Source organism: Devosia albogilva (assembly GCF_042685625.1).
In the GTDB taxonomy this organism is placed as follows: Bacteria; Pseudomonadota; Alphaproteobacteria; order Rhizobiales; family Devosiaceae; genus Devosia; species Devosia albogilva.
Map to the genome: position 1 here is coordinate 2679722 of NZ_JBHUNP010000001.1, position 23187 is coordinate 2702908.

At 60.4% G+C, this 23187-nt stretch carries 24 protein-coding genes; 12 read left to right on the forward strand and 12 right to left on the reverse strand.

Going from position 1 to position 23187, the window contains the following annotated elements; all coding sequences use genetic code 11:
- Positions 1-2181: 2181 nt before the first annotated feature.
- Together ACFSX5_RS13450 and ACFSX5_RS13455 are read right to left on the reverse strand one after the other, a co-directional pair.
- Entirely contained in the window at positions 2182-3180 is a 999-nt protein-coding gene (locus ACFSX5_RS13450) for an omptin family outer membrane protease (protein WP_386834096.1), read from the reverse strand.
- A gap of 531 nt (positions 3181-3711) precedes the next feature.
- The gene (locus ACFSX5_RS13455) at positions 3712-6336 is read right to left on the reverse strand and encodes a hypothetical protein (RefSeq protein WP_386834098.1); all 2625 of its coding nucleotides are present in this window, start codon (positions 6334-6336) and stop codon (positions 3712-3714) included.
- 191 nt (positions 6337-6527) lie between these two features.
- Between ACFSX5_RS13455 and ACFSX5_RS13460 the strand changes: the two genes are divergently transcribed.
- The 5 genes from ACFSX5_RS13460 (at position 6528) to ACFSX5_RS13480 (ending at position 10528) form a co-directional block, all read left to right on the forward strand.
- Positions 6528-7133: a hypothetical protein gene (locus tag ACFSX5_RS13460; RefSeq protein WP_386834100.1), complete on the forward strand. Its 606-nt coding sequence runs from the start codon at positions 6528-6530 to the stop codon at positions 7131-7133.
- A 123-nt stretch (positions 7134-7256) separates the two neighbouring features.
- The gene (locus ACFSX5_RS13465) at positions 7257-8204 is read left to right on the forward strand and encodes a helix-turn-helix domain-containing protein (protein WP_386834101.1); all 948 of its coding nucleotides are present in this window, start codon (positions 7257-7259) and stop codon (positions 8202-8204) included.
- A gap of 333 nt (positions 8205-8537) precedes the next feature.
- Positions 8538-8708, forward strand: a complete 171-nt coding sequence (locus ACFSX5_RS13470) for a hypothetical protein (protein WP_386834102.1) — start codon at positions 8538-8540, stop codon at positions 8706-8708.
- Between the two features lie 39 nt (positions 8709-8747).
- The gene (locus ACFSX5_RS13475; protein WP_386834103.1) at positions 8748-9491 is read left to right on the forward strand and encodes a 2-keto-4-pentenoate hydratase; all 744 of its coding nucleotides are present in this window, start codon (positions 8748-8750) and stop codon (positions 9489-9491) included.
- 878 nt (positions 9492-10369) lie between these two features.
- Positions 10370-10528: a hypothetical protein gene (locus ACFSX5_RS13480; protein WP_386834104.1), complete on the forward strand. Its 159-nt coding sequence runs from the start codon at positions 10370-10372 to the stop codon at positions 10526-10528.
- A gap of 44 nt (positions 10529-10572) precedes the next feature.
- Here the strand turns inward: ACFSX5_RS13480 and ACFSX5_RS13485 are convergent, their stop codons facing one another.
- A complete protein-coding gene (locus ACFSX5_RS13485; RefSeq protein ID WP_386834105.1) occupies positions 10573-10770 on the reverse strand; it encodes a DUF2934 domain-containing protein in 198 nt (65 codons plus the stop codon).
- On the reverse strand, positions 10751-11122 hold the full coding sequence (locus tag ACFSX5_RS13490) for a DUF6894 family protein (RefSeq protein WP_386834106.1): 372 nt from the start codon (positions 11120-11122) through the stop codon (positions 10751-10753). Before ACFSX5_RS13490 ends, ACFSX5_RS13485 begins: the two co-directional genes overlap by 20 nt.
- Before the next feature lie 224 nt (positions 11123-11346).
- On the opposite strand from ACFSX5_RS13490, the gene ACFSX5_RS13495 reads away from it, so the two are divergent.
- Positions 11347-12093 (forward strand): DUF4336 domain-containing protein, encoded by a 747-nt coding sequence (locus ACFSX5_RS13495; RefSeq protein ID WP_386834107.1) that lies wholly within the window; start codon positions 11347-11349, stop codon positions 12091-12093.
- Between the two features lie 951 nt (positions 12094-13044).
- Entirely contained in the window at positions 13045-13686 is a 642-nt protein-coding gene (locus ACFSX5_RS13500) for an outer membrane protein (protein ID WP_386834108.1), read from the forward strand.
- 501 nt (positions 13687-14187) lie between these two features.
- Here the strand turns inward: ACFSX5_RS13500 and ACFSX5_RS13505 are convergent.
- Entirely contained in the window at positions 14188-14328 is a 141-nt protein-coding gene (locus tag ACFSX5_RS13505) for a hypothetical protein (RefSeq protein ID WP_386834110.1), read from the reverse strand.
- 527 nt (positions 14329-14855) lie between these two features.
- Between ACFSX5_RS13505 and ACFSX5_RS13510 the strand changes: the two genes are divergently transcribed.
- Both ACFSX5_RS13510 and ACFSX5_RS13515 read left to right on the forward strand, forming a co-directional pair.
- Positions 14856-15056 (forward strand): PepSY domain-containing protein, encoded by a 201-nt coding sequence (locus ACFSX5_RS13510; protein ID WP_386834112.1) that lies wholly within the window; start codon positions 14856-14858, stop codon positions 15054-15056.
- Between the two features lie 561 nt (positions 15057-15617).
- Positions 15618-16211, forward strand: coding sequence for a hypothetical protein (locus tag ACFSX5_RS13515; protein ID WP_386834113.1), 594 nt, complete (start codon positions 15618-15620; stop codon positions 16209-16211).
- 348 nt (positions 16212-16559) lie between these two features.
- On the opposite strand, the gene ACFSX5_RS13520 is transcribed toward ACFSX5_RS13515, so the two are convergent.
- Both ACFSX5_RS13520 and ACFSX5_RS13525 read right to left on the reverse strand, forming a co-directional pair.
- Positions 16560-17204, reverse strand: coding sequence for an SdpI family protein (locus ACFSX5_RS13520; protein WP_386834114.1), 645 nt, complete (start codon positions 17202-17204; stop codon positions 16560-16562).
- Positions 17201-17470, reverse strand: a complete 270-nt coding sequence (locus ACFSX5_RS13525) for an autorepressor SdpR family transcription factor (protein ID WP_386834116.1) — start codon at positions 17468-17470, stop codon at positions 17201-17203. Before ACFSX5_RS13525 ends, ACFSX5_RS13520 begins: the two co-directional genes overlap by 4 nt.
- A gap of 275 nt (positions 17471-17745) precedes the next feature.
- Between ACFSX5_RS13525 and ACFSX5_RS13530 the strand changes: the two genes are divergently transcribed.
- A complete protein-coding gene (locus tag ACFSX5_RS13530; RefSeq protein ID WP_386834117.1) occupies positions 17746-18459 on the forward strand; it encodes an AraC family transcriptional regulator in 714 nt (237 codons plus the stop codon).
- Positions 18460-18528: 69 nt separating this feature from the next.
- Here ACFSX5_RS13530 and ACFSX5_RS13535 read toward each other — a convergent pair whose 3' ends face one another.
- The 5 genes from ACFSX5_RS13535 to ACFSX5_RS13555 all read right to left on the reverse strand — a co-directional run bounded on the left by ACFSX5_RS13535 (position 18529) and on the right by ACFSX5_RS13555 (position 21547).
- Positions 18529-18837, reverse strand: coding sequence for a 2TM domain-containing protein (locus ACFSX5_RS13535; RefSeq protein ID WP_386834118.1), 309 nt, complete (start codon positions 18835-18837; stop codon positions 18529-18531).
- Between the two features lie 64 nt (positions 18838-18901).
- Positions 18902-20056, reverse strand: coding sequence for a cytochrome-c peroxidase (locus tag ACFSX5_RS13540; protein ID WP_386834120.1), 1155 nt, complete (start codon positions 20054-20056; stop codon positions 18902-18904).
- A 2-nt stretch (positions 20057-20058) separates the two neighbouring features.
- Positions 20059-20487, reverse strand: coding sequence for a FixH family protein (locus ACFSX5_RS13545; protein ID WP_386834122.1), 429 nt, complete (start codon positions 20485-20487; stop codon positions 20059-20061).
- Between the two features lie 75 nt (positions 20488-20562).
- A complete protein-coding gene (locus ACFSX5_RS13550) occupies positions 20563-21423 on the reverse strand; it encodes a helix-turn-helix domain-containing protein (protein ID WP_386834124.1) in 861 nt (286 codons plus the stop codon).
- On the reverse strand, positions 21401-21547 hold the full coding sequence (locus tag ACFSX5_RS13555; RefSeq protein ID WP_386834125.1) for a DUF1127 domain-containing protein: 147 nt from the start codon (positions 21545-21547) through the stop codon (positions 21401-21403). The genes ACFSX5_RS13550 and ACFSX5_RS13555 overlap by 23 nt, the downstream gene beginning before the upstream one ends.
- Before the next feature lie 159 nt (positions 21548-21706).
- Between ACFSX5_RS13555 and ACFSX5_RS13560 the strand changes: the two genes are divergently transcribed.
- Positions 21707-22480: a DJ-1/PfpI family protein gene (locus ACFSX5_RS13560; RefSeq protein ID WP_386834127.1), complete on the forward strand. Its 774-nt coding sequence runs from the start codon at positions 21707-21709 to the stop codon at positions 22478-22480.
- Positions 22477-23124, forward strand: a complete 648-nt coding sequence (locus ACFSX5_RS13565; RefSeq protein WP_386834129.1) for an HAD hydrolase-like protein — start codon at positions 22477-22479, stop codon at positions 23122-23124. Before ACFSX5_RS13560 ends, ACFSX5_RS13565 begins: the two co-directional genes overlap by 4 nt.
- The last annotated feature ends 63 nt before the right edge of the window (positions 23125-23187 follow it).

A 23187-nucleotide genomic window follows, 5' to 3' on the forward strand; every position in this document is an offset into this window, starting at 1 on the left:
CAGGGGGAAGGTGGCGGGCATGCTCGCTGCCTGCGGTTCCGGCGCAACAGCAGCAACGGTTCCGCAAGTCCCCGGCAGGATCGCGGTGATCCCGTCAGCGCTCCAACGGTCCGACGCAGAATTCCGCGCCAGGTGGCGCCGCAAGGGCCGACGGCGGCTGAAAAGGCGCGATAACGTCAGGTATCGCCGGTCTAACTGGCACCATGCGCTGGCTGTTCCGAGTGGGCAGCATCCCGTTGCTTACCGCTGGCGGAACAGCGGTGCTTCTGCTGGGCGACCGACCTGCAGCTCGTCCAGCATCCCACTCCCTGGATGCACCCCATGCTCTTGGCCGAAAACCGCCGCCGTCAGTCTGACCAGTACAAAGTCGTGGTTCTGTTCAGCCGGGCGGCAACTAGTAGGTTACAATGTTCAGCACGGCGTAGCCGTGGGCGCCAAGCTCCGCCTCGATGACTGGTGATGCCGGTGCAAGAAGGCGATCGCCAAGCGTTGTCTCCGCCACCTTGCGCCACTCCAAATGCTGTAATGACGGTGGCAGGTCAGTGCTGCTGTCGGCAGGCAGGACCAATACTTGCCGCTGCGCATGGGCAAAAAAGACGTGAACCCAAAGGCTCTGGGCATCCTCAGGTCGCATCGCTAGGCCGGCCCTCGGCTGTGTTCGTAAGGTCGGCCAGATTGCCGCTCGGCATTCGACGCGAGTTCCATCGAAGTGCAATCCACTGTGGTTGTCCCACTCCGTTGCGCGTGTGGCCGCGGTACCGCGATGCAAGGGAAACTCAAACTAGGACCCGAGGGGAGAACAAGCATTTCGGTTCGGCCCGCTCATCTACCACCGAGCTAGTTACCTTCATTGACGTGGTGCCACTAACAGGTAGCCGTCCCGCGCGAGGGCGACCTCAACCTCACCTTTGGTCAAGCCGATGATCCTGTCGTCCGCTTCGCACGTTGCGAAATAGCGCCACGAAAAGTGGTGCAAGTGAGGTGGGATTGAGACCGTCGGGCCAAACGGTAGCACAAGCAGCTGCGGTACCGCGCCGTCCTGGGGATTCTCTGAAACAAGGACGTTGACCTGCACGTATTAAACCACCGGCGGGTCAACGTTGATCGGATGATATTCGAGGTTCCTGCAGAGCGGCGAGTCATATCCTGTCCTTATCGAGGGCCTGCCCGTTCTGTCGGAGAAGAACAGGACAACGTGGTAGACGCCAGCTAGGCTTCGCTGGCCTAGCCGTTCCTCTGCAAGCTCCAGGGCTTTCGGCTGGGGCGGCTTACCGCTAGGTGGCAGTCCCCGGATACAGACGTACCACCGCTTGGGCGAGAATGGGCCAGCACCAACGGTCGCCCATGGCTGTGAGACCCTGGAGGATCCAGGATCGCCGCCACGCTGCTGAATTACTCGCGCGGCCTCCATCTCATAGTTCTCGGGGTACGGCACCGTGGCGCCTGAGAACTGCATGGTGCTCAGGCTCATGTTCTGGTTGGAACAACCGGACAGGAACACTGCCAAAGCGCAATACAAAACAAACCTGAACACAGCTGCCCCCGTCAGAATCCCCTGCAGTATAGGGCATGATCGGTAGCCTGCCGCAACCTCACATGAGCCACATACGCCCGCCCTCAGGTTCACCCGTGAAAATTCGGCCGAGATGCAGACGGCCCAAAGCGGGGGAGCGAGGGGGATTAGCGGGGGCGGTGGCGTCTGCACATCTTTGAGTTCAAGCATGTGCGTACTCTCCAGGACGGCGATCACGTCTCCAGCGGCCGAGAGCAGAGCTGACGCGTAGCATCACCTGGCCCAAGGTGAAATCCGTTCAGATCAGGTGCGTAGGGCCCGTCCTTTCGAGTGTGTCCCGCTTGACGTGGCGAGGCTGGATGCCACCGTGTCCGGATCGGCCGGAGAGCCGGTGCAAATCAGATTTCTGTTGCTGTCAATTCGGCGGCTGTCGACACGCGGTCTACAGGCGAATGCGCGATAACCGCTGTTATCGGCATGGCGCCGCACCTCGCCATCCGGCCTGTCGTGAACTTGTTTGGAAAGAAGCGTTGGGAAGCGGCCGTTCTGATCAAGGCTCAGCAGGGGCGCCGAATACCAACGATGTACCAATGTCTCGTGTGCTGTCCACGAGAACGGCTACGGATCAGAACAGGGCAGACGCGATCAAGCGGCTCCCCCATTGCGAGCTAGAAGCGAGCTCGCAACCCAGCGGTCAGATCCACCTGCGTGAAGGAGGCTGCTGCACTGTCGATGCTTCTTTGTTTTGTGCCCAGGTTCGTGTCCACAGACGTGGCGTCGCCACGCTGCTCGAACATGTGCTTCAAACGGCCCCCAAGGGTTATCTCAGCATTGCTCCCCACCGCGTAGCCGACATCCAGTCCCAATTCCACGGCAGGCTGCACATAGATCTCGTCAGTGAACCGCAGATCTCGCATCCAATGGTCGTCGGTGGCCAGGCCCCCCACGACCAGACCTGCCCGCATCAGACCGCCCACGCGCAGGTCACCGTAATATTCGTCGCCGTCTATGCCCACGAACACCTCTGGCATCTGCTGGCGGTAGGAGATGGCGGGCTCACCAGTGCCGAAACTCCCTTGAAGGTCGCGGAACCCCGCGCCAGAGCTGTATACATACGAGCCGCCAAAGGCATCCCACTTCACATCGGTGAACTGCAGCCCCCCGTGCAGACGCACCACGGCGTTGTCGACATTGGCCAACTCGTAGCCGATGGTCGCTGCTCCGCTCCAGAAATGCGCCAGGTCAGTCTCGGGGTGCTCAGAGCGATGCGTCCAGTTCTCGAACGTATCGTCTCCATAGAGCCAGTCGTAATCGACCATATGGGAATCGCCCTTGATGGCCACGGCGCCTTCAGCGCCCAGGCTCACTCCATACCCCAGATCAACTGAAACGCTGCCCCGCAACAGTGGAGCCTTGGTTTCCCAGATCAATCTGCTCACCCGATACTCCCCGGAGTACACCAGTTCGTTGGCTTGCAGGTAGGTGGCTCCAAGGCTTGCCCGTAAACGCAGAGTGCCGTCCACCGAACTTGCGGTGAAATCACCCATCACCGGCGTAGAAACTGCGGGGGCGAGTCCAGGGGGGTAGCTGTATCGCAGGTCCATGGCGGGGGCAGACGCCGGAGCCAATATAATGAGCAGCAATCCCGCGGGAACTCTGGTGTCCATCAAATTGCCCCTCCGCAGTTTGGCTCAGACTGGCGCCGGACCGGTTAAGGGTTGGTTTACCATGACTAAGGGGCTGGCGTGTTGGGGGCTCTGTGTGGCGCAGTTCTTGAGCTTTGTCCGCCCGGCAGCGGAAGGCGATGATATCGCAGTCATGTATTCACGCTCGAGGTTCTCACCGGTCTTGCAATATCGAGCGGCAGCTCCATGGCGCGGATGCTTCGAGCCCCGTATTCCGGACAGTACTCTGGGTGCGGACCGGCAAAACGTTCCGGCTTCGCGCTCGGCGGCTGCCCGGCCGCGACAAGCAGGAACACTCCGGTGGACTCTCCAAACGAGCGATGCGAGCCATTGCAGCCTAGCCCAGCCGCCACCATCAGGTCAGTGCCGGATGGAGCGTAAACACTGACCCGCGTTGACGATCGACAGCGGGAGCGGAGCTCCGCTGGAGCCATGTTCTGCAGGAAGATGGGGACGCCATAAGCCTCGATTATGCAATAAGCGGTCTCCAAACGTCGTCCATCCACCTCTCGATCAGATCTCTGGATCTTCATTCAAGCCCAGATCTGCATCGTCGGTAGGTTCATTTTCCTCATCGTCTGGCTCCAGATACTCGTCGTCTTGTTCGTCTGGTCTGGGGTCATCGTCATTTTCGATTGATGCAGAATCGGCGTCGTACTCAGAAAGGTTGTCCTCAGAATCTTGCGGGGCAGCCTCAAGTGTATCCACAAGGTCGATGTCGTCTTCGATTTGCTCTGCGGCCATCGACTGCTCCGCGTCGGTCGCATCAAACAGTTCTTCCGTTCCGAGCGAGCTCGGCATTGGGGACACCGAAGCCGGATCGATATCAAGATCGGGACCAGGTTCAGGATCAATATGGGGAGCGAAGTCTGCGAGGCGGTGCACGAACCCCGCGGCGTGTTCACTCGGCACAGGGAGGAGGTCACCGACGCCTCCCTCCCTCTCCAGAATTGTGTGCGCTATCGCGGCACCGAGCCCGACGGCGCGGCAACTCGATAGTGCCTCTGCCAGCCCTCGGGCGCTTGTGGCCACGGCCGGATTGATGACGACCGGCAGTCCGCCTTCTGTCGCTGCGAACCGCATCAGTCTCTCTGCAGAGGCTAAGCGCGTGACGTAAACCAACCTGGAGTGGGGTTCCCATACTCGGCTCATGGAGTCCGCGCCTCCGAATGCCCTATTGATCCCCAGACGCAGCGACAAGACACAGGCGTGAACAATCGGATCGTCAGAGTTGGCCTCGACCTGAGCGCGAGAGCCGGCCCACTGGACCGACCAGCGTTTCTCTCGGCCCCCTTTGAAATCTACCCGACCCAAGGTTCCGGCCGGAAGGTCATACCGATCTTTAGTCAAGCAAACGATATCGCCGTGTAGTAGGTCCAGTCCACCAGCCAGCGTCAGCTTATGTTCCTGAGCTAACCTTTCGGCTCGGTGCTGATCTCGGCTTAGCAATGCCTCGCGGAACGTCTGCGCGGTTCGAGCATCCGGCACAATAATCTGATCTCCTGAACCGGCGTCAGCGAGAACATCGACAACGCTACCAAACGATAGCATGCCCGATCTCTCGAACATTCCCGTGATCGTCAAAGGGTGATGGTGCTGGAACTCACTACCGAGTTTAGCCCATGAAAATCTGCTCGGTGGAACATTTGGCCTCGGCACAGGCACAAACACGGGCTCCGCGAACCGGTCCATGACCGACATCGCTAGGAAATGGGTGGGGTGTTGTTCCACCTTTGATTGGTCAAAGGTCAGTATCAGCCTGTCGAACCGCGTGGCGGCGTTCTCGAGCAGGTTAGCGAAGGAGGAATCAGGAACTGCTTGGGTGTCGAAAACCAGCAGTACATCCCCCGCCGGCTTTTCACCCGCGGCCTTCTTCCAAGTCAGGAGACCTGCAACCGTAACACAGCGCAGCTTGAATTTATCGATGAGGTGTCTGACCTGGTATCGGCTTCGAAGGTCAGGGACGGCGAGTGTCAGAGAAATTTCTTGATCTTGGAAGTACTCGATCAGGTTGGCGAGTGGAGTACTATCATCCACGAATGGCCCGGAACCCACCAATGCGGTCGCTGCACTACCAACAAGAACGGTAAGGCGTTTCCCGCAATACGACAGCGGTTCCGCGGAAATGTCGTGAGCTTGCTCAACGGGCCGAACCCCGATTGTATCATACGTGCAAAGGGTATTCGCGAGCCGATTTGCATCGGAAGATGCCTTTGCCCATTTGCCGATGCTCGCTGTCGTTCCATAAAGATTGCCCACGGGCGTGCGCACCGATGTGGCCTTGCCAATCAGGCGTTCCGTTCGCGCTTTCAATTCACGTGGTGAAATAGTGGGAAAGATGGAGCGCACTGAGCTGTGGATGTCTCCATATTCAAGCAGGAGCGAGTGGGACGCCAATGTTGTGAGGAACACCATGTCATCGCTGAAACGTTCTCGGTGGTTCGCGCGATGATTGGCTAGCTCGAGGCGTGCTGAAGCGTCCGTCCTCAGTCGCCGTGGTCCGAGCCGCACTTCTGGCAGACCAACGTCGGCAGGAACACGAAGCAGGTTTAGGCCTTGGCTTCGAAAGAAGGTAGACTGAACTTCTCCCCAATATCCTCGCCAGTTCGTCAAATTCTCGCTGTGGTAACCACCGGGGGAGGCGCGGAATATCGGCGTCCATTGGGTCTCCAGACGCCTCATCCTCTTCAGCTCGTCTAGGCCGAAGAGGCTGATGAGTACATGAGCATGTCTGTAGTCCCCCAGAGGGGCGGGGCGGGGCAAAGCATGCAGATCAAATTGCACAGCATGACCGTCCGCCACTATAGGATCGGCGAATTCATGAACGAGACGCACCGCCTCTGAAAGCTCGAGCTCGTCTTGGGTCGGCAGGCCCAAAATGAGATCCAGCCCGATCGGCCCCGTACTGTTCACTGCCATGTCGAGCGCGTTCCAGAACGTGTCGACCTGAGCGCCCAACTCGCTGCTTGCCTTTGGTATCAGGAGGTCGCCGGCAAGACGGTCGTCTGCAGAGCGAGGACGGTATCTCTTTGAGTTTCTCGCTACGGTGACCGGCCGACGGGCGTTGTATGCCGCGCGTCGCACGATTCGTCCGGTCCCCGCCATGACAGTTTCAACACTTACGAAGCCGGTCGGCACACTTGTTCCCCTAGAGTCAGATTTCGAGGTGGTAAGCTGAGTCAGATTTGCCCCATTTCTCGTCTGGCGCAGATGCGGAGCAATTTAGCGAAATTGCAATCCCGGTTGATCGGCGAAATCTCAGATGGGGTGTTTACGCACGCCGCTTCGTGGGTTTGATCGCAAAAATCTGCAACCATGGGCTACACCAAATGGCTTCCTTTCTTTCTGAAACACTGAACCTCGATCTTGCGGCGCGGGAAAAGCGAGAGCGCCTGCTTCAAATGCAGCGCGAACTGGACGCGGAACGTGCTGCGCTTGATCGCCGGTGCGATGCGATCGTGGTTTCGGCCTTTCGCGCGGTGGAACTTGATCTGACTAGCTGCGGTTACGAGGTCCTTCTCGGCCACCTCGTCCAGTTGCGAGCCAAGATCAACGATGCAGCTTTCAAGAAAGCGGCGATCGATCGTGCAGTTACTTTCCGCGATAAGTTCAACGCCCAACTCACCAGTCAGGGCCCGTCCGTGGCCCACTCGATCGATCCGGCGATCGATATGCGCTCGGTGGAACCCATTCCGGTCATTGCGCGGCTGCTGCGGAATGCTACCAAAGAGGAGGCCGACAAGATTGAAGCAGCCGGCCTCGTCGTCAAGATTAAGTTCAGCAGCCGTTCACCCGCCCTTATCGCAGAGGGAGAACTGAAGCCGGAAGCCATCACGGCCCTCGCGGCGAGCATGGATATCCGCTTCGACCGCCGTCCCGATTTAACGGTGTTGCCAGCTGATGACTCTGCTGATCCTGATGCCGAACCGCTCTGAGCTGCTGATAGTCGCCGCTGAACCAGCATGGAATTGCAGGTCCACCGCCAGCATAGGGTGGACCAGCGCCACGTTACAGCATGGAAGCGGGTGCCACTTGGCCCGAACCAAAAGGGGAAGATCATGCTTGAGAGGTCGTCAAGAAGCGGTGATGGGCTGACCTTGAGGCAACGGGTGCGGTTGCGCCTTGACGCGCTCGAACTAAGTCCGACCCAAGTCAGCAAACGAATTGGAAAGCGAGACTTTGTCGGGCAACTGCTGCGCCAAGAGAAAAATAGCGTAACCGACAAGAACCTTCAGGCACTGGCGAAGGCGCTTGAGACTACAGTCAGATATTTAGCCACCGGAGAGGAGGATCCGGAACCGCCAGCATCTGGCTCCACTAAATTTTCGTTCTTTCGGCCCGGCGTTCCACCTGGATATCGGCAGATGAGGGATCAGGGCTCGACTGCGGCAGAGCAGCCCCTCGCCATCACCTCCCAGGCGCTGGTCGCAGACAGTGTTGACCAAGCGTGCGATGCCGCGTCCCAATCGCTAAGCGAGGGTCGGCCGCTGCCTTCAAACTTCTGGAAAGCCAGGCTCAGACCGCTGCCGAAGATCACGGCATTGGTGCGCGAGAGGGCGAGAGGTGATGCGCCCATTCCCTCCCGGCCGATGCGCACCGCCCTGCCAGTATTTCAACTGCAGCCGGGCAGCGTCGGCGATATCCTCAACATCAAGATGCTCGATTGGACGCCAAGGCCCCACGATCTGATCGGTGTACCGGATGCTTACGCAGTACGGCTAAACAGAGATCTCGCGGTTGGCTGGCGCTCTGGTTCGGTCGTGGTGCTTACGCCGTTGGCACATGTCAATGCAAACGATGTCGTGTTGGCCATCCACTCGGCCGGGCAGACCGGCAATCATCTAGTCGAACTACGATCGTTCGTTGATGTAGACCTCAAACAGGGCATCCGGCTGCAACACCTGCCGGGGGTTGACGACCGCCGTGTCCACAATCGGAAGGCGATCTTGATCCATAGGGTTCATTCGGTAATCTTTCCGCGCGCACCCGAAACCCTGCGAGGGTAGCGTCCTTCGAACGGAGAGTATCAATCCTCCTCAGCGAGTCGGTGCAGTGGCAGAGGGTGTTGTGCCAGCCCTGCGCGATCTACAGCTGAAGGGTCGGCTACGGGTCCGCCGCAAGCGTGAGGGGCGCCTGGGACTCGGCATGACCACTTATCAAATAGGTCCCATCCGGTGTTCCACTGTCCCTCTCTTTTTTAATCCCCGGTCGGACCATGCTCTCGAGCCCACCCCCAATATGGCGCAGATCAGTCAGCAGCCATTCCGGGCAGAAAGCGAGCGATTGAATTTGCCCATCCAGATCGGCAGGTAGCCGCGTTCTGGGACATCCACACCGCGGTGCTGCCCAAGCTCGACCTCGCTCTGCCCTCCGACCTCCGTCAAACGGCCAAGGCGCATGGCGACCTCTACCGCTCCGCCCAGCAGGGCGACGCCGAAGCCTATCGGCGTGCGGTGATCGACCATTACGAACCTCTGTTGCGCATGCTTCGCGTCAAGTCCGCGCCATAGGTCCGCCGCGCCCTTCCCACGCCTTCAAGGATGATTTCCGTGACCCTTCCACTGACCGAGCTGCTCGTGGCCCAGCGAGCCCGCGGAGTTCAGATCGACAGCCTGCCGCCCGAACTGGTGCCGGCCGACGCTGCAACCGCCTACCGCGTCCAGACCGAAACGGTACTAACACTGGGTCCGGTGGGCGCCTGGAAGGTCCAGCCTTATCCGGAAACCGGCGAACCTTTCGCCGCCCCCATACCGCGCAGCACCGTGTTCGGCGGCAAGGCGGAACTCGCGGCGTCGACTTTCCCCGCTCCTGCCATCGAGGCAGAAGTCGCCGTCACGCTCAACCGCGACCTGCCACAGCGTGCGGAAAGCTACAGCGCGGAGGAACTCGCCGAAGCCATCGGCAGCCTCCACCTGGCCATCGAGGTGCTGTCCTCGCGCTTTGCCGCGCCGTCGGCACTGCCATTCCTGGTGAGCCTCGCCGATCTGCAGAACAATGCCGCGGTGATCGTGGGCCCGGCCCGTTCCGCCGCCGCTCTGCCGAAGCTTGGCGAACAGCCCATGATCATGGCCGTCGATGGCACGGAGATCGGCCGGGTGGCGGGAGGGGCGACGACCCGGACGGTGCTGCGCTCACTGGCCTGGCTCGCCGATCATGCGGCGGCGCGGGGGCTGCCCCTCAAGCAAGGCGACGTGATCATCACCGGTGCCCGGATCGGGGCCCTGCCGCTCGAAGGCAGGACTGTCGTGGTCGAAGCCGAGGGTTTCGAGCCGGTGTCCGCCACTTTCGAATAGTTCACAGCGACGTAATCAAGTTGTGCTTGCACCATCGGCTCCGCATTGGGGCACATGCAGGCCCCCAGTTTGCAGTGACTTGCGGAACGGCAGGTTTCAGGTGGTGCCTCGTTATTGACCCGGCCTTCGTGATGTCGGTTTGTGCGGTGCGGATTTCCGGCTGGTGCTGCTCCTCAGAGGGCGTTGTTTCCCCTAGCGGCGCGGACTTGATGGTTGATTAGGCCTGCTGGGCAAGGTCTCGTGAAGCGCATCGCCGAGCTGAGAAAGCGTCACCGATTACGCCATTGCGATCGATGTGACCGCGATCGTCTAGCGGATCCCTGGGCCGACACCGCTCGGCGGCCGGCGAGGTCATCGGGCATCTGATCGGAGTCACTCGGAGGATCGCGCCAAGAACGTGTGGCGATCGACTCGCACGCTCTGACCCATGGCCGAAGCGTCGATGACCGCTGACTATCAGATAACACGCACGACCTCTCAGCCTCTCAGGGGCCGCACGTCGCAGCGGCACCCAAGAGCAGCAGCATATCCTCATTCAGGAGTTGGGACACCGGATCAAGAACATGATCGCGGCAGTGCAGGGATCCTCCGCCAGTCCCAGGCTCCCACACCCGTGTCGGTTCTGGCCCGCTGGTGAAGGGCCGCATAACAGGTGCCAAGTTCTCGATTGAGATGGATTTCGCCTAACCGGGGAGTCCAGTACCGATCAGGGCCAATCTGGCTGATGTGCAGGGGGAATGAACCTAAAGCCTACGCCGCCGCCTCATTATGACGTGCCTGATCTGATCAACCACCGCTAACCCATGACGACCATTGGGTCTTCCTGCACCCTAAGCGCTGAGATCCGAGTTGAGGTCACGCATGAGCAGGAGATCCCGATGAAACGCAGGACAATAATCGTGCTCGCCGCCGTAGCGGCGGTGGTGTTGCTGGCGGTGTACCTGCTGGAGAACTTCAACCCTGACGCCCCTGCCAGCAACCCGTCCGTCCAAGGGACGGGTGCATCGACCCCGGCGCCGCCAGCTACCCCGCAGTAACGGGGATACCATGCACGGCGTGAAAGGAGCAGGCCAAGGTTGGATTACATTGGGTCGACGATTCCCCGGCGAAGACGATCTTCCTCGGCTCGTTGCTGCATGCACTTGTCGATCGCTCTGAACCAGTAATGCTTCTCTTGCCCTTCTGGCCGGCCATCGCGTTCCCAAAGCGCGTAGGCGACCTCACGGACGAGCAGTTCGAAGTCCTGGTCACCCCAGGGATCACTGCTGCTCTGGGCCATTTTCGCCGCTGCCGGCAGCTGTGTACGGAACCCTTGCTACAACGACCCTTCCTTCATCCTCGATCTCGAACTCGCCTGAGATCGGTTCGTCAGCTAGCGCAAGCGCAGCCTGTGCGGCGAACGATGCTTCCTCCAAGGCGGCATTGAGGGAGTCGAGTTTCATGCCTTCGACATCGACTTCCTGGTCGCCACTCTCGGCTCGGTGATTGAAGAAGAACCTGGGCATATTAGCGGTCCAGTTTGCTGCACGACGCCAACGAAAGGTGTTGGTGGCGAGTTCCTGCTTGCCTGGTGAATGCTGCAATTGTGATCGAAGGCGTAGCTGGAACTGAAGTTTGGCGCCGGCCCACACCGAAGCGGGGCCCCTCGAGCAACGGATGGTCGTCTGTCCGCTGGACCAGTGTGGCAATATAGGCTCGTGTGCCATCGCACCAAGCAGGGGCGGAACGTCAAGCAATAGATCGAGGCCTCGATCACCCAGCTATACGGAGATTAGGTGACGTGAGCTGCGTGAGAAGGCCAGCCACGCCAGGGTGAGGGTGGACTTCCTCTTGGGGGCCTGGGTAGGCTTCCAGCATGGCCCACGCGAACCACACCTATCCGCCCCTGAATACCCTTAAGCCGGTGTGCGAGAACATCTGGATCGTCGATGGACCGGTGATCGAGTTTGGTCCCGCACTAGCCAAGATGAAGTTCCCGACCCGGATGACCATCATCAGATTGCCCGGTGAGAAGCTGTTCATCCATTCCCCAACGCCTCTGGCTCCTGACTTGAAAGCGGAAGTCGAGGGCATTGGCACGCCGACATGGATCATCGGGCCGAACAAGATCCACTATTGGTGGATACCAGAATGGCGAGACGCCTTTCCCTCGGCTCAGGTCTATCTGGCGCGGGGTATCCCGGAGCGAGCAGGTGACCGCATCGATTTCGACCACCTGCCTCTGGATGAGAGACTAGGATATCCTTGGGACGACAGCATCGACACTCTGCCAGTTGAGGGTGGCTTCATGACGGAGGTCGTGTTCTTCCATCGGCCAAGCCGTATCCTCGCCCTGACCGATCTGATAGAGAACTTCGAGCCGCAAAAGCTCGGATTGCTGGGCCGGCTTCTCACTAAGCTTGGTGGAGTTTCCGATCCTGACGGGCAGATGCCCCGCGACATGCGATTGACGTTCAGGAACCAACAAGCCGATCTCAGGAAAGCGGTCGAGCAGATGATCATGTGGGCACCAGAGCGGGTGATCTTGGCGCACGGTCGCTGGTACCAGCACGACGGTACTGCTGAGCTACGACGGGCCTTCAGGTGGTTGCTTCGGCCCTGACCACCGCGCGGTGATGTCGTCGGTACAGATCGACAGGACCGAATCCTGAACCAACATCATCGGCCAGCACCAACCAGTGCACCAGCCGCTGATCCTACGGCCGACGACCGAGATGGCGCAGAGCTGTTTGAAAGGACCTGCTGGCACAATATCACGGGGCAAGACGGTCGCGGCTCACTTCCAAGCGCGCAACCGCCTGGACCAAGAAAAAGCCCCAGCCTTCAAAGGCCGGGGTTGAGGTCTTTGGAGTTCCCGGTAGGGATTGCCATACGCGGACAACGACCGCTTGTCACAACAACGGAGTGAGCCACCAAGCGCAGCCTCGCCCCCGCAGCCTCAACGTTCTTCCGGTTCGCAGCCGATGCCGTTGCCGTTCCTGTCCAGCCCGAACCTATCGGGTCCCGAGATGGTGACAGGGCCGCTGAAGTTGCTGCAGTCCACATCGATCTTGGTCGTAAGGTGCGGGGGCGCCACTGGTTGCGAGACCGTGTAGACCACTTGTGTGGCGACCCGTGGCGGCACCCGGCATCAACAGGAAGGAAGGCAGGCCAGCGACGGGGACGAACGCCTGTGGCGAGGTGGCAAAGACGTATACGACCGTAGCGTCACCCGCAGCAATGACGGGCGGAGGCTCGTGTGCCAGACCCGGCACAGACGAGAATGCTGCAAGAACAATAGCGGCGACGTGTGAGCGTTTCATATTGGCCTCGTTGGATTTCCCGCCCGTGTTTTGTGAACGCCCTGGATCGAGGAGGTGTCCTTCGCAATTTGAGGCAATGTGTAGATCCCCAGGTAGGATGCCGCGGCTAGCTACATCGGTCTTTTTGGTGCCTCCGCGGGGCGACTTGCCGGTGGCAGGTTCGCGCGGGGTTGTTGCCAGCAAGTCGCTGTAAGGCAGCGTTAACCATAATAGCCGAAGGTGCCCGACGTAACGTTGGGGGATCGCCGTAGATGAATCGTTCTAGAGTTTGTGGGCTTGCAAGTCTCGCCCTGGTTGTTCTTGCATCGGGCGCGCAAGCTGCCGACCTGATCGTGGAGGATTACCCGGGGCTGATAGAGATTCCCGGCTCGGCGACAAATCACTGGGATGGTGCCTTCGTCGGCGTCTTCGGCGGACATGTCTGGGGCGCTGCCAGTTCGCCTGTGAGTTTCGATCTCACCGGTCAGCTGCTCGGTGTGAATGCAGGCGTCAACTTCACCCTGTCGAACGGCATTGTAGCTGGCGTTGTAGGCGACCTCGCCTGGTCCAATCTGACCGACGCCGAAGTCTTCGCACCCCCGAGCGCTTTCGACGTGAACTGGACAGGGAGCATCAGGGGGCGCGTGGGCTACGACGCGGGTGCAGTCATGCCATACCTGACCGCCGGTCTGGCGGTTGCCAGAGGCACCCTGACCGCGACCACTGGTGCGACCGTCGCCAGCAACACCCACTTCGGGTGGACCGCCGGCGCCGGCGTTGAGGTAAAGGCGAGCGACAGCATCTCGCTTGATCTATCTTACCGGTACTCCGACTATGCTGCAGCCGCGTATGGCGTGACCGACTGGGAGTTCGGCACTCACCAGATCACGGCTGGGCTTAACTGGCACTTCTGATCGACCCGCGAACGCTCAAGCACCTGCCAGCACGCTGTGCAGGTGCTCGTTTCCAGCCTCCTAATGCAAACGGATAGCGCCGGCACCCGCTTTTCTTTAGGGAAGCTGTAGAGCCTGATCATGTTGCGATTGCCTGGTGTACTCCAGTAGACCCGCGCCACGAGATCGTAGCGCCGTCCCGACGGGAAGGCCTGAACGCCTAGTGCAAGGCTCACCGCCTCCTCTGGCGAGGTTGCATCTACGGTGACCAGCGGGTTGATCTGGTCAGTCCGAGTGTTGATCACATGGTATTCGCCGCAAACAGATTCGGCATGCTGGTGACAGCCGGTGCTGCGGAACAGCTCTCCTGGTTCGCGGGAGTTGGCTGGATGGTGGTGCCGCGGCGCCAACCACTCCCTGTCCTGGATCGGTCGGGAGTGGCCCTTGCCCTCGTGAGTGCGTGCCTGTCCTGGCCTAGCGGGCCAGCTGCGTTTTCTGGGGATAGATCCAGAGCCAGTTGATTCAGCTCGCGTTCACCGACCACCCGCCATTCCAGATCTTGCAGGTGCAGCGGATGGCTGCAAACCGCTCGGCGGGCAGCCGGCGCCAGAACTCATCGTCGTACTCGTGCCGCGGCTCGGATATGTAGACCTCGACCAGCATTCGCGCACGTGGCTAGTTGGCATCTGACCGCTTCGGGGCGTCCGTACCAAGTGACAGAGTGCGGATGTGCGGCGGCCATAGTGCCGGAAGTGCTGCACTGTCGCGAAAATCACTCGCGACGCATTTGCCCTCGCAACTCCGGGAGACGGCTCCGACTGCCGGCGATTGGAAGGTGTCGTCGAGCCTATGCAGCTCGTCAGCGAGCTTTCAGAACCAACCGATTAAGCTACGCAATTATGCGACGACTCCGCGTACCGCTTTCCGTGCTGATCCTGATGTGTGGATCGCCCGACGCCCTTGCGCAAGGCCGAGGAGGCGAGGCACGATCCGAGAATGCCCCACCCTCCCATGCGAACGAAGGGAACAGTGGATCGTCTGGTGGTGGGGAGGGTATCGGCGCGGAAGTAAGCGGCAGCGGACCCGGGAACGATGGTGCACTTGGACAAGGGAGTTCATCATCACCTGCCCAGTCTGGCGGCGTTCCGTCAATCCAAACCGGTTCAGCCCCGATGTCGCAAGGCTCAGCGATGGAGGCGGTACACGCTGGCGAAGCTGTGCCGCTTAAGCAAATCAAGAGCGATGTTGAACGGTCGACAGGCGGTGAGTTGATCGACGCGCAGCTGGTGCGGTGGCAGGGACATCTCGTCTACCTCGCCAAGGTGCTCACGCTGGATGGCCGCGTCGAAGTGTACCGCTTCCTTGCAAAAACGGGTTTGCCCATCCCGTGATCCTGGAGCCCGGCGCTTGCCGGCCTGCTGTCGTCGGTCGGTTCTGGTCGAGCAGGCCAGGCGTCTCCGCGTTGGCCCCCGCAATGCGCCAGTGCCTCATAGGTCGATGAAGTACAGGACGTATTGCTTCCCCAGACTTCTCCTGCAAACCAACTCCACGATCTCCGCTGTCGCCCGAACGCCCTGTCGGACCATGACCAGTTTGCTGACAGCGAGCACAGGCACCACGGGATGTCCATCTGGTCCGCCGGAAACCGCGTCTGCGATCGCATCGCCCACGGCCCGAATTAGCTCTAGCGATACCACCGACGATCTGACCCTTCTCGCAGCTTGAGATGGCAGCAGGGTAATGGAGCGTCACAAGGACGGTTCAATGACATCGCCGTTTGTCTGCTAACGTACGGACCGCAGCCACTGCCGCCTGTTCTGCCCACGACAGTGTCGAGTAAGCAGGCGGTCAGGAAATTGTCAGCAAGATCAACTCATTGCCGGGGCGGCAACATTGTCGGAGGGACATCGTTGTCTGCTGGCGCGGGGGCGCACACTGACAGGATGTCTTCTATGAACACGGTAACGAAGCTCACCGCTATTGCTGCTATCCTTGCCTCCACCTCCTCCTGGGCCATGGCGCAGGCCAATGTTGGGGCGGGCGCAGGTGCCAATGTCGGTGTCGACGCCGGTGGTGCATCTGTGGGAACAGGTGTTGACGCGAACGCGAACGCGGGCGGCAACAACGGCAATAGCAACGCCGGCACCAACGCGAACGCCAATGCCCAGGCCGGAGCTAACAACAGCGCCAATTCCAATGTCGGGGCGAACGCCGCCGGCAATGCGGAAGTGAACTATGGTTCGATCATATCGAGCCTGCGCACGTCCAACGTGACCGGCGCCGACATCGAGGCCCTCGGAGCCGACGCTCAGATCGAGATCGTGACCTTGGCCGAACTGCAGGGCAACGCTGCCGAGAACAGCGCGGCACTCGGCGAGGCGGTCAGTGCTCAGGCGACATCCCTCACCGAACTCACTGCTGCCATTGAAGCCAATGCCGACGTGCAGGCGGCACTTTCGGCACAGGGGTTCACTTCCGACCAGATCGTTGCAGTGACCTCGAGTGGTGAGGGGAACCTCACCATCGTAGTCGACGACACGAAGTAGCGGCAATTTCCACTTAACCCGGAGCGGCTCCTCTCGCGAGGGGCCGCTTGAGGGATGATCAGCTTCTCCGTTGGCCACCTTGGGTATACGGCATGCACTCGCTGCGGAGAACGAATGGCTTCGATGATCTACAAGCCACGGTAGTCTTGGGCGGTGCAGATCCTGCTCGGCCACCGCAAGATCAAGAACAAAGTTCGCTACGTCCGGTTGATGTACAAGATCTGCAGCCACAGAAGCTTTGAGTCCGCTTGGGCGCCGTCTGGGTGGGTCTCCTTTTCAAGATCCGGGTAGCAGACGTGCATAGAAGAGGCTGCCCTCGTCATCTCGGACGAGATCAGAGTGAGTGTGTCAACGCCGATGCGCTATGCGGTAACTATAGAAGGCGGTGCCCACGAGGGGCAAAAGCAGGGCAATCAACAACGCCGCGAACATGTACATCGGCTCTCCCAAGAACGCAGCGCAGGCAAGAAGCACGAGCCCGCCGACCATAAACAAGAGCCCTCCCAGCCGCTGCGTCTTCTGCCAGACGAGAGCATCCCCAAGCCATGGCAACCGGATTCCTGCCAATCCGTTAGGCTGCATCTTGGGCATGATATTGCCGAGCACTACCAGCATGACTCCGATTGCAAAGCAGATCATGCGGACCATCAGGTCTGGATATCCGAGCCCAACAAGTACGACCCCAGTTTGAATAGTTAGGAAGAGTCCCGAGAGTGCGGGGACAACGGTCCGCCATGCGTGCCGGCTGGCTTCTAGTTGCGCTGGCGGAGCAAAGCGGCCCACGGCCCAGAACACCAGGGTAACCGCCAAGCCGATCAAAGGTGGCATGAGCAGGGCCATGTCGCGTGGCCAGAACGCGTCAGGCTCACCTGAGGGCCCCCAGTGCACCGGCAGCCAAGTTTCCGAAGGGATCAACAGGTAGCCCCCGAGTGTCACCGCCACCAGTGCGACCCACAACCCGAGATTGATACGAGACAGGATGGCTCGGTTCATTCGTCGTGTTCCTTGAGACTGAGGAGGTTTGCAAGAGCCCCCTCCAGAATTGAAGTGTTGAGATGATAGATGATGCTGGTGCCGCGTCGTTCGACAACCACGAGTTCGGCTTCCTTGAGCTTGTTGAAGTGTACCGACAGGGTCGGCTTGCTGAACTCGAAATGCTCCGCCAACTCGCCGGCCGTCATAGGCCCTCGCTTGAGCAGTGCGAGCACCTTCCGGCGAGCCGGATGGGAGAGCGCTTCGAAAACGGCGTTGATACCCATGGCCGGTCCTAGTTGGTTCCCAAGCCATGATAGAAGATTTTCTAATTAGAGGAAACGCTAAATAACGACGGGAAGCACGGGGGCATTCCGAGGAACCGCCAGTGGGCATTTCATGGCGGTCCGCACTCCCAGTGGGCAGTTGCGCCACACTTGAGTAGGGGCATCTGTAAGGTTAGCTTCTTCTACAAAGGTGGGGGATATCACCGGTGTCGAGCGGTCCAGCTGGTAAGGCCTTGTTCTGGGAGGGGGGTAGTATCTGGATAGGGCTCACAAATGTGCGCAGCGACTATCATTCCCATCACGCCATTCAACTCGGATTGGCCCTAACCGGAACCGCTCAGTTCAAGACCAAGGGCGACCCGGACTGGGTCCACTATTCGGGTGTACTCATTCCGCCCAACCTTGTGCACACGTTCCAGGCTCCCGGGGATTTGGTGGCCAACCTCTTCTGCGACCCGGAATCTGCGGTAGGTCGCGGGATCGCAGAACGCTTAAATCCGAGGGCCCTGACGCCACTGGATGCTGCCACCGCGGGTGAACTCGCCAGCGAGCTGAAGCAAGCCTTCTTCACGCGAGCCGACCCTGACCGCCTTATCGTCGCTGCACAACGTTGTTTCACGAACCTTGTTGATGGCGCGAACTTCGCGACCCCTACCGATCCGCGCATCGCGCAGGCCGTCGCCGAAATCCACCGAAGGGTCGATGAGCCGCTGACATTGGGCGAGGTCGCAAACGCGGTGCGGCTGTCGGAAAGCCGCTTCCGGCACCTGTTCGTTAGCGAAACTGGCCTGCATTTTCGGGGATATTTGTTGTGGGCACGGCTGAACCGCGCCCTGCAACTCGGGTTCTCGGGCTGTACCTGGACCGAGGCGGCCCACGCCGCCAACTTCTCGGATGCAGCGCACCTAACCCGCACGTGCCAGAGGATGTTTGGCTTTGCACCGACGCATGCGCAACGTGGACAGATCGAGGTTCAATATCGTCCCTGACCCAGGCCCCTTGGCATCGAAGGGGCGATATTGCTGCCGATGACGCGGGGCATAGGGCGCCCTCTCAAGTTACTTCTGGAGGTGCCTGCGCGTGAGCAGCTCGGTGACCTTGCGTTCCTCCCACTCGGCACCGAAAAGGGCTCCGCCACTCAGCGTTGTGAGGGCATGGAGAGCTACGCCTACGCCCCATCCCAGAGCTGGCCATTGAATCCACCAGTTGCCGTTCATGGCGTCACCTGTGCTGACATTGATGAACACCAGCAGAACCATCACGCCCAGGTAGGCAATGAGATGAGTGTAGAAGGCGCGAAGGACCCGCGCCTGCCGGCGCGCCTGGATCAACGCATTGGCGTAGTCTGAATCATTCTGGAGCAGCAATTGGGTATTCCTTTCTGAGTTGAGCGAGGATGGAGGGCAACAGCCACTGGCGAGCGGAGCCGAGCTAGTCCTCAACTTGTTGGTGCCGATCGCTGTCAAGAGCCTGCAGGAACGCGATCAATGCATCCTGTTCTTCTGACGTGAGGTTCAGGGGGACGAGTTCGCTGTGTCCGGCTGGGGCGGGGGGAGCGCTGTTGTAGTGGGCGACCACCTCAGCCAGGGAAACCATTTGGCCGGCGTGCATAAACGGCGCCCGCTGAGCCACGTCACGGAGAGACGGTGTCTTGAAAGCTCGCAGCAGCTCTTCGCCAGAGCCCTTCATGAACGTCAACTCCATGCAGTCCGCCGGCTCGGCGTCGCTGTACTCGCCAAGGCAGTTGAACGGATCCTTCTGAACCAGTCGAGCGCCTTCAGCTCTTCCGAGGTCGGGCGGAAGTGAAGTCAGCTCGGGCACTCCGGTGTTGTGGAAGTCGTTATCAGTGAACAGTGGCCCGTTGTGGCAGTTGAGGCACTCGGCCTTACCGATAAATAGCCTTAGCCCTTCGACTTCCTGCTCGGTTAAGGCATCGGAACGGCCCCCCACCGCAACCGCATCCGCATAGGCGTCAAATCGAGAGCGCTCGGGTAAGATGGTGCGCTCGAAGGCGGCAATGGCTTTGCCGACGCTGGCGAAGGCCAGGTCGAGCGGCATCTCATCTGGGGCTTGCCCGAACACCTGCGTGAACTCGTCTCGATAGTTGCCAGAAACCACCTCAACCACGTCTTTCCGATTGCTGCCATGCTCCACCGGGTTCTCCAGGGGGCCAAGAGCCTGCGCCCATTGACTGTCGGCGCGACCATCCCAGAAGAGCCACGGGCTGTATGCCGTGCCCGCGATGGGCATGGTCCTGCGAGTGGTCTCTCCAACACCGTGTCCTAACGGGGTGCCGTCCTGAAACTGTCGATCCGGCAGGTGGCAACTTGCACATGCGACTTCGCCGTTGGCGCTGAGACGGATATCGAAAAACAAGTCACGGCCGAGCGCTGCCGCTGCCGGATCGTCTGCCACGGCATTCGACGGATCAGGTGGCAGCGAAGGCAGGCTAGAGAGTGACAGCGAGGCGATCCGCTGTCGTTCCTGCTCGGTCCAGCCATCGGTGCCGCCACGCGAGGTAAGAATGCCTCCCGTCGCCAACAGCAGGATGGCCGCGGTGCTGACGAGTGCCAGGGTCCGGCTCATGGTTATAGGGCCAGGTTGAACGTGGCTGTGTCCGCGCCAGCGCTGCCGTCGATGTCGACGTTCAGCACCCACCATCCAGGCATATTGAAGCGCATGCCGCCGACGATGTGCCGACCGTGGTGGTCCTTGCCGGTGACTTGGGGGACGGTGGGCAGGCCATGGCCATGTTGGGGCATGCCGCCGTCCATGACGATTTCGGCCTCGACCGGCTGTCCATTGGAGTCGGCCACTTCAACGAGCCAGGCGTGCATCTTTCCGACTGGCACCGGATCGATGCTGGGGACCAGGGTCACCTGATAGAGGCCTCCATCGGAACGATGCGAAAGGCTGTAGTCCAGGTCGGCAGGAGGAGTGGATCGGGTGGCGGCGAACGCGATGCCACCGGCGATTAGCAGGGCAGCGGGTATGAGCCAGAGTTTGTTGATCTGCATGGAACTTGTCCTATAGAGCGATTGGTCTGCTCGTTTAGACAAGGTTCTCGACGCAGCGCTTGAACGTAGCGGCTGTTATACTGTTGCGAGGGGACGCTCGGCAGCTGCATCGATGCGTATCGAAGTAGGCACCAGTCCATACATGCGCCGGCAGGTGCGTGTCAGGTGCGCCGAGTCGGCGAAATTGGTTACGTGTGCTGCCTCTGTCCAGGAACTGCCGCCGAAACCCATCTCAAGTGCCCGGTTGAGGCGCGTCCAAAGTACATAGGGGCGGAACCCTACGCCGGCCTCCTGGACGAACAGATGCCGAAAGCGACCTTCGCTGAGTCCCGCCACCGCGGCGGCATCGGTGAGCGATAGCGGCCGATCGATGTGATCTGAGATCCAGTTGATGGTCTTGAGGATTCTCCGGTCGGTTGTTTTCTGTGGTTGCCTCTTTCCGGCCAGTCGAGCGATCAGCGAAACGCTCAGCTGGGCCAGATCCTCATCATCTGCGCCACGGTGGAAGGCTGCCGAGAGGTCGCTGACCTCCTCATCAAGTGGAACTATGGGCGCCCCGCCGTGGCGCTCCAGCAATGCGCGTCCAAGCGGCGTCTCGGGCTCGAACAGTATGTTGACGATGCGCTGACCGGGCGCACGGAACTCGTGCAGTGCGCCGGGGCGTACAAGGGCCCCCTTGTGGTACTGAGTCCAGTCCACACCTGAGTTCGGCCTGAACTGGACGGGGCCGTCGAAGCCGATGGCGATCTGGATGGCATGGTGGGCGTGCAGCTCGATCGCATCGACCGCGAGCCCTATCCAGAGATTGCCGCCACCCCAGAATATCACACGACCGATACCGCTCACTTTCATGAGCAGGATGATCTCTCTCCGCTCGGTAAAAATCCAGCGGCAAGTCGCGTGTTCGAGCGGATTAGCGGCGGCGCGAGGCCTCAAGGATGTCCTGGCGAGATATCCCGAGTTCTTGGAGCTGGCGATCCGAGAGCGCGCTCAGTTGAATGGTGGTTCGGCGCCTTTGCTGCAGGTTGGCCAACCGATTGAACAGTGTGGAAAAGAGCATGGCAGGTCTCCGTTTCGGGTGACCGGCGGACTAGCAACTGCCGTGCTCAATCCGATTGAACAAAGGGGCTGTGCGCGTAGCCTCTTTGTTCAAGCGAGGGCGCAGGTCTTGGCCTAGGGGATGCGGAGCTTCACACTCATTCGCACAGGACGAACAAACATGGCGCTGGATCGCCGCACGCTTCTTCTTTCCGCCTTGGCACTCCCCCTCGTCTCCGCCGCATCTCGTGCGGCTACTCCCGTTTCACATGAGGCCGGGTTGGACCACATTGGCATGCTGGTTTACCCTGGTTTCACTGCTCTGGACTTCGTCGGCCCTCACCATTTCCTGGGAAATCTGCCTGGAGCCCAGGTGCATGTCGTGACAACCCAACCTGAGCTGAGCCCGGTTGCCTCGGACCTGGGCCTGATTGTCCAGCCGACCACCACTATGGCCGACTGCCCAGCGGAGCTGACGGTGCTCTTTGTGCCAGGAGGCACAGCAGGAACCATTGCAGCGGCACGGGACGAGCAGGTTCTCGAATTCATTGCTGACCGTGCCTCCAGGGCCCGGTACGTTACCAGCGTGTGCACCGGCTCTCTTGTCCTCGGCGCAGCAGGTGTGTTGGAGGGCAAGCGGGCTACCTCCCACTGGGCAACCGTGCCAACACTGGAGCGGTTTGGAGCCATCCCGGTCAGGGAGCGGGTTGTCCGGGACGGCAATGTGATCACTGGAGCGGGGGTGTCCGCGGGGATCGACTTCGGCATCACCCTTGCAGAAGAACTTCGAGGGCGCCTGTTTGCCGAAGCTGGCGTCCTGATCTCCGAATATGCTCCAGAACCGCCGATCGTTGGTGGCACGCTTGAGACGGCACGCCCCGAGGTTGCCGCCTTGCTGGAACGGAACCTGGCTCCCTTCGTGGCGGACGCAAATGAGCTGAAGGTGCTGCAATGACCTCCTACAAGATGGTCATCTGCGACTTCGACGGCACATTAGCCGACAGTGCTCCGTGGTTCATGCAGACGCTCAACCAGCTTGCGGATCGACATGGGTTCAGGAAGGTCAGCGACCAGGAGATCGAAATGCTTCGCGGCAAGTCGAACCGCGAGATCATCCGTTACCTGGGCGTACGCTTCTGGCAGATGCCGGCCATTGCCCGTGAGATGCGGAAGCGAAGCGCAGAGGCCGCCAACAGCATCCGCCTGTTCGATGGAGTCCCGGAACTGCTCAATAGCCTCAAGGCGAACGGGCTTCGAACGGCGATCGTAAGCTCGAACGGAGAGGACACGGTACGACGGGTCCTGGGGAACACAGCCTCACTCGTGGATCACTATGCCTGCGGAGCGTCCCTGTTCGGCAAGGCGGCCAAGTTCCGGAGCGTGGGGAGGCAACTGAGGCTCAAGCCCGGCGCGATTCTCGCGGTGGGCGACGAAGGCCGAGATGTGGAGGCGGCGCATCAGGCAGGTTTCGCCTCGGCTGCCGTCACCTGGGGCTATGCAACGGAGGACGCACTTAGGCAATGCTCGCCTACATTCGTGGTGAACACTGTCGCAGAACTGGCTGCCCTGCTTCATGCACCGATGACGGTCCCATCTTGATCGACTCCATAGAATGACTCGGAGTCGCCGCGGCCGTTTCCGGCCGGAAGCCTCATTGCCAAT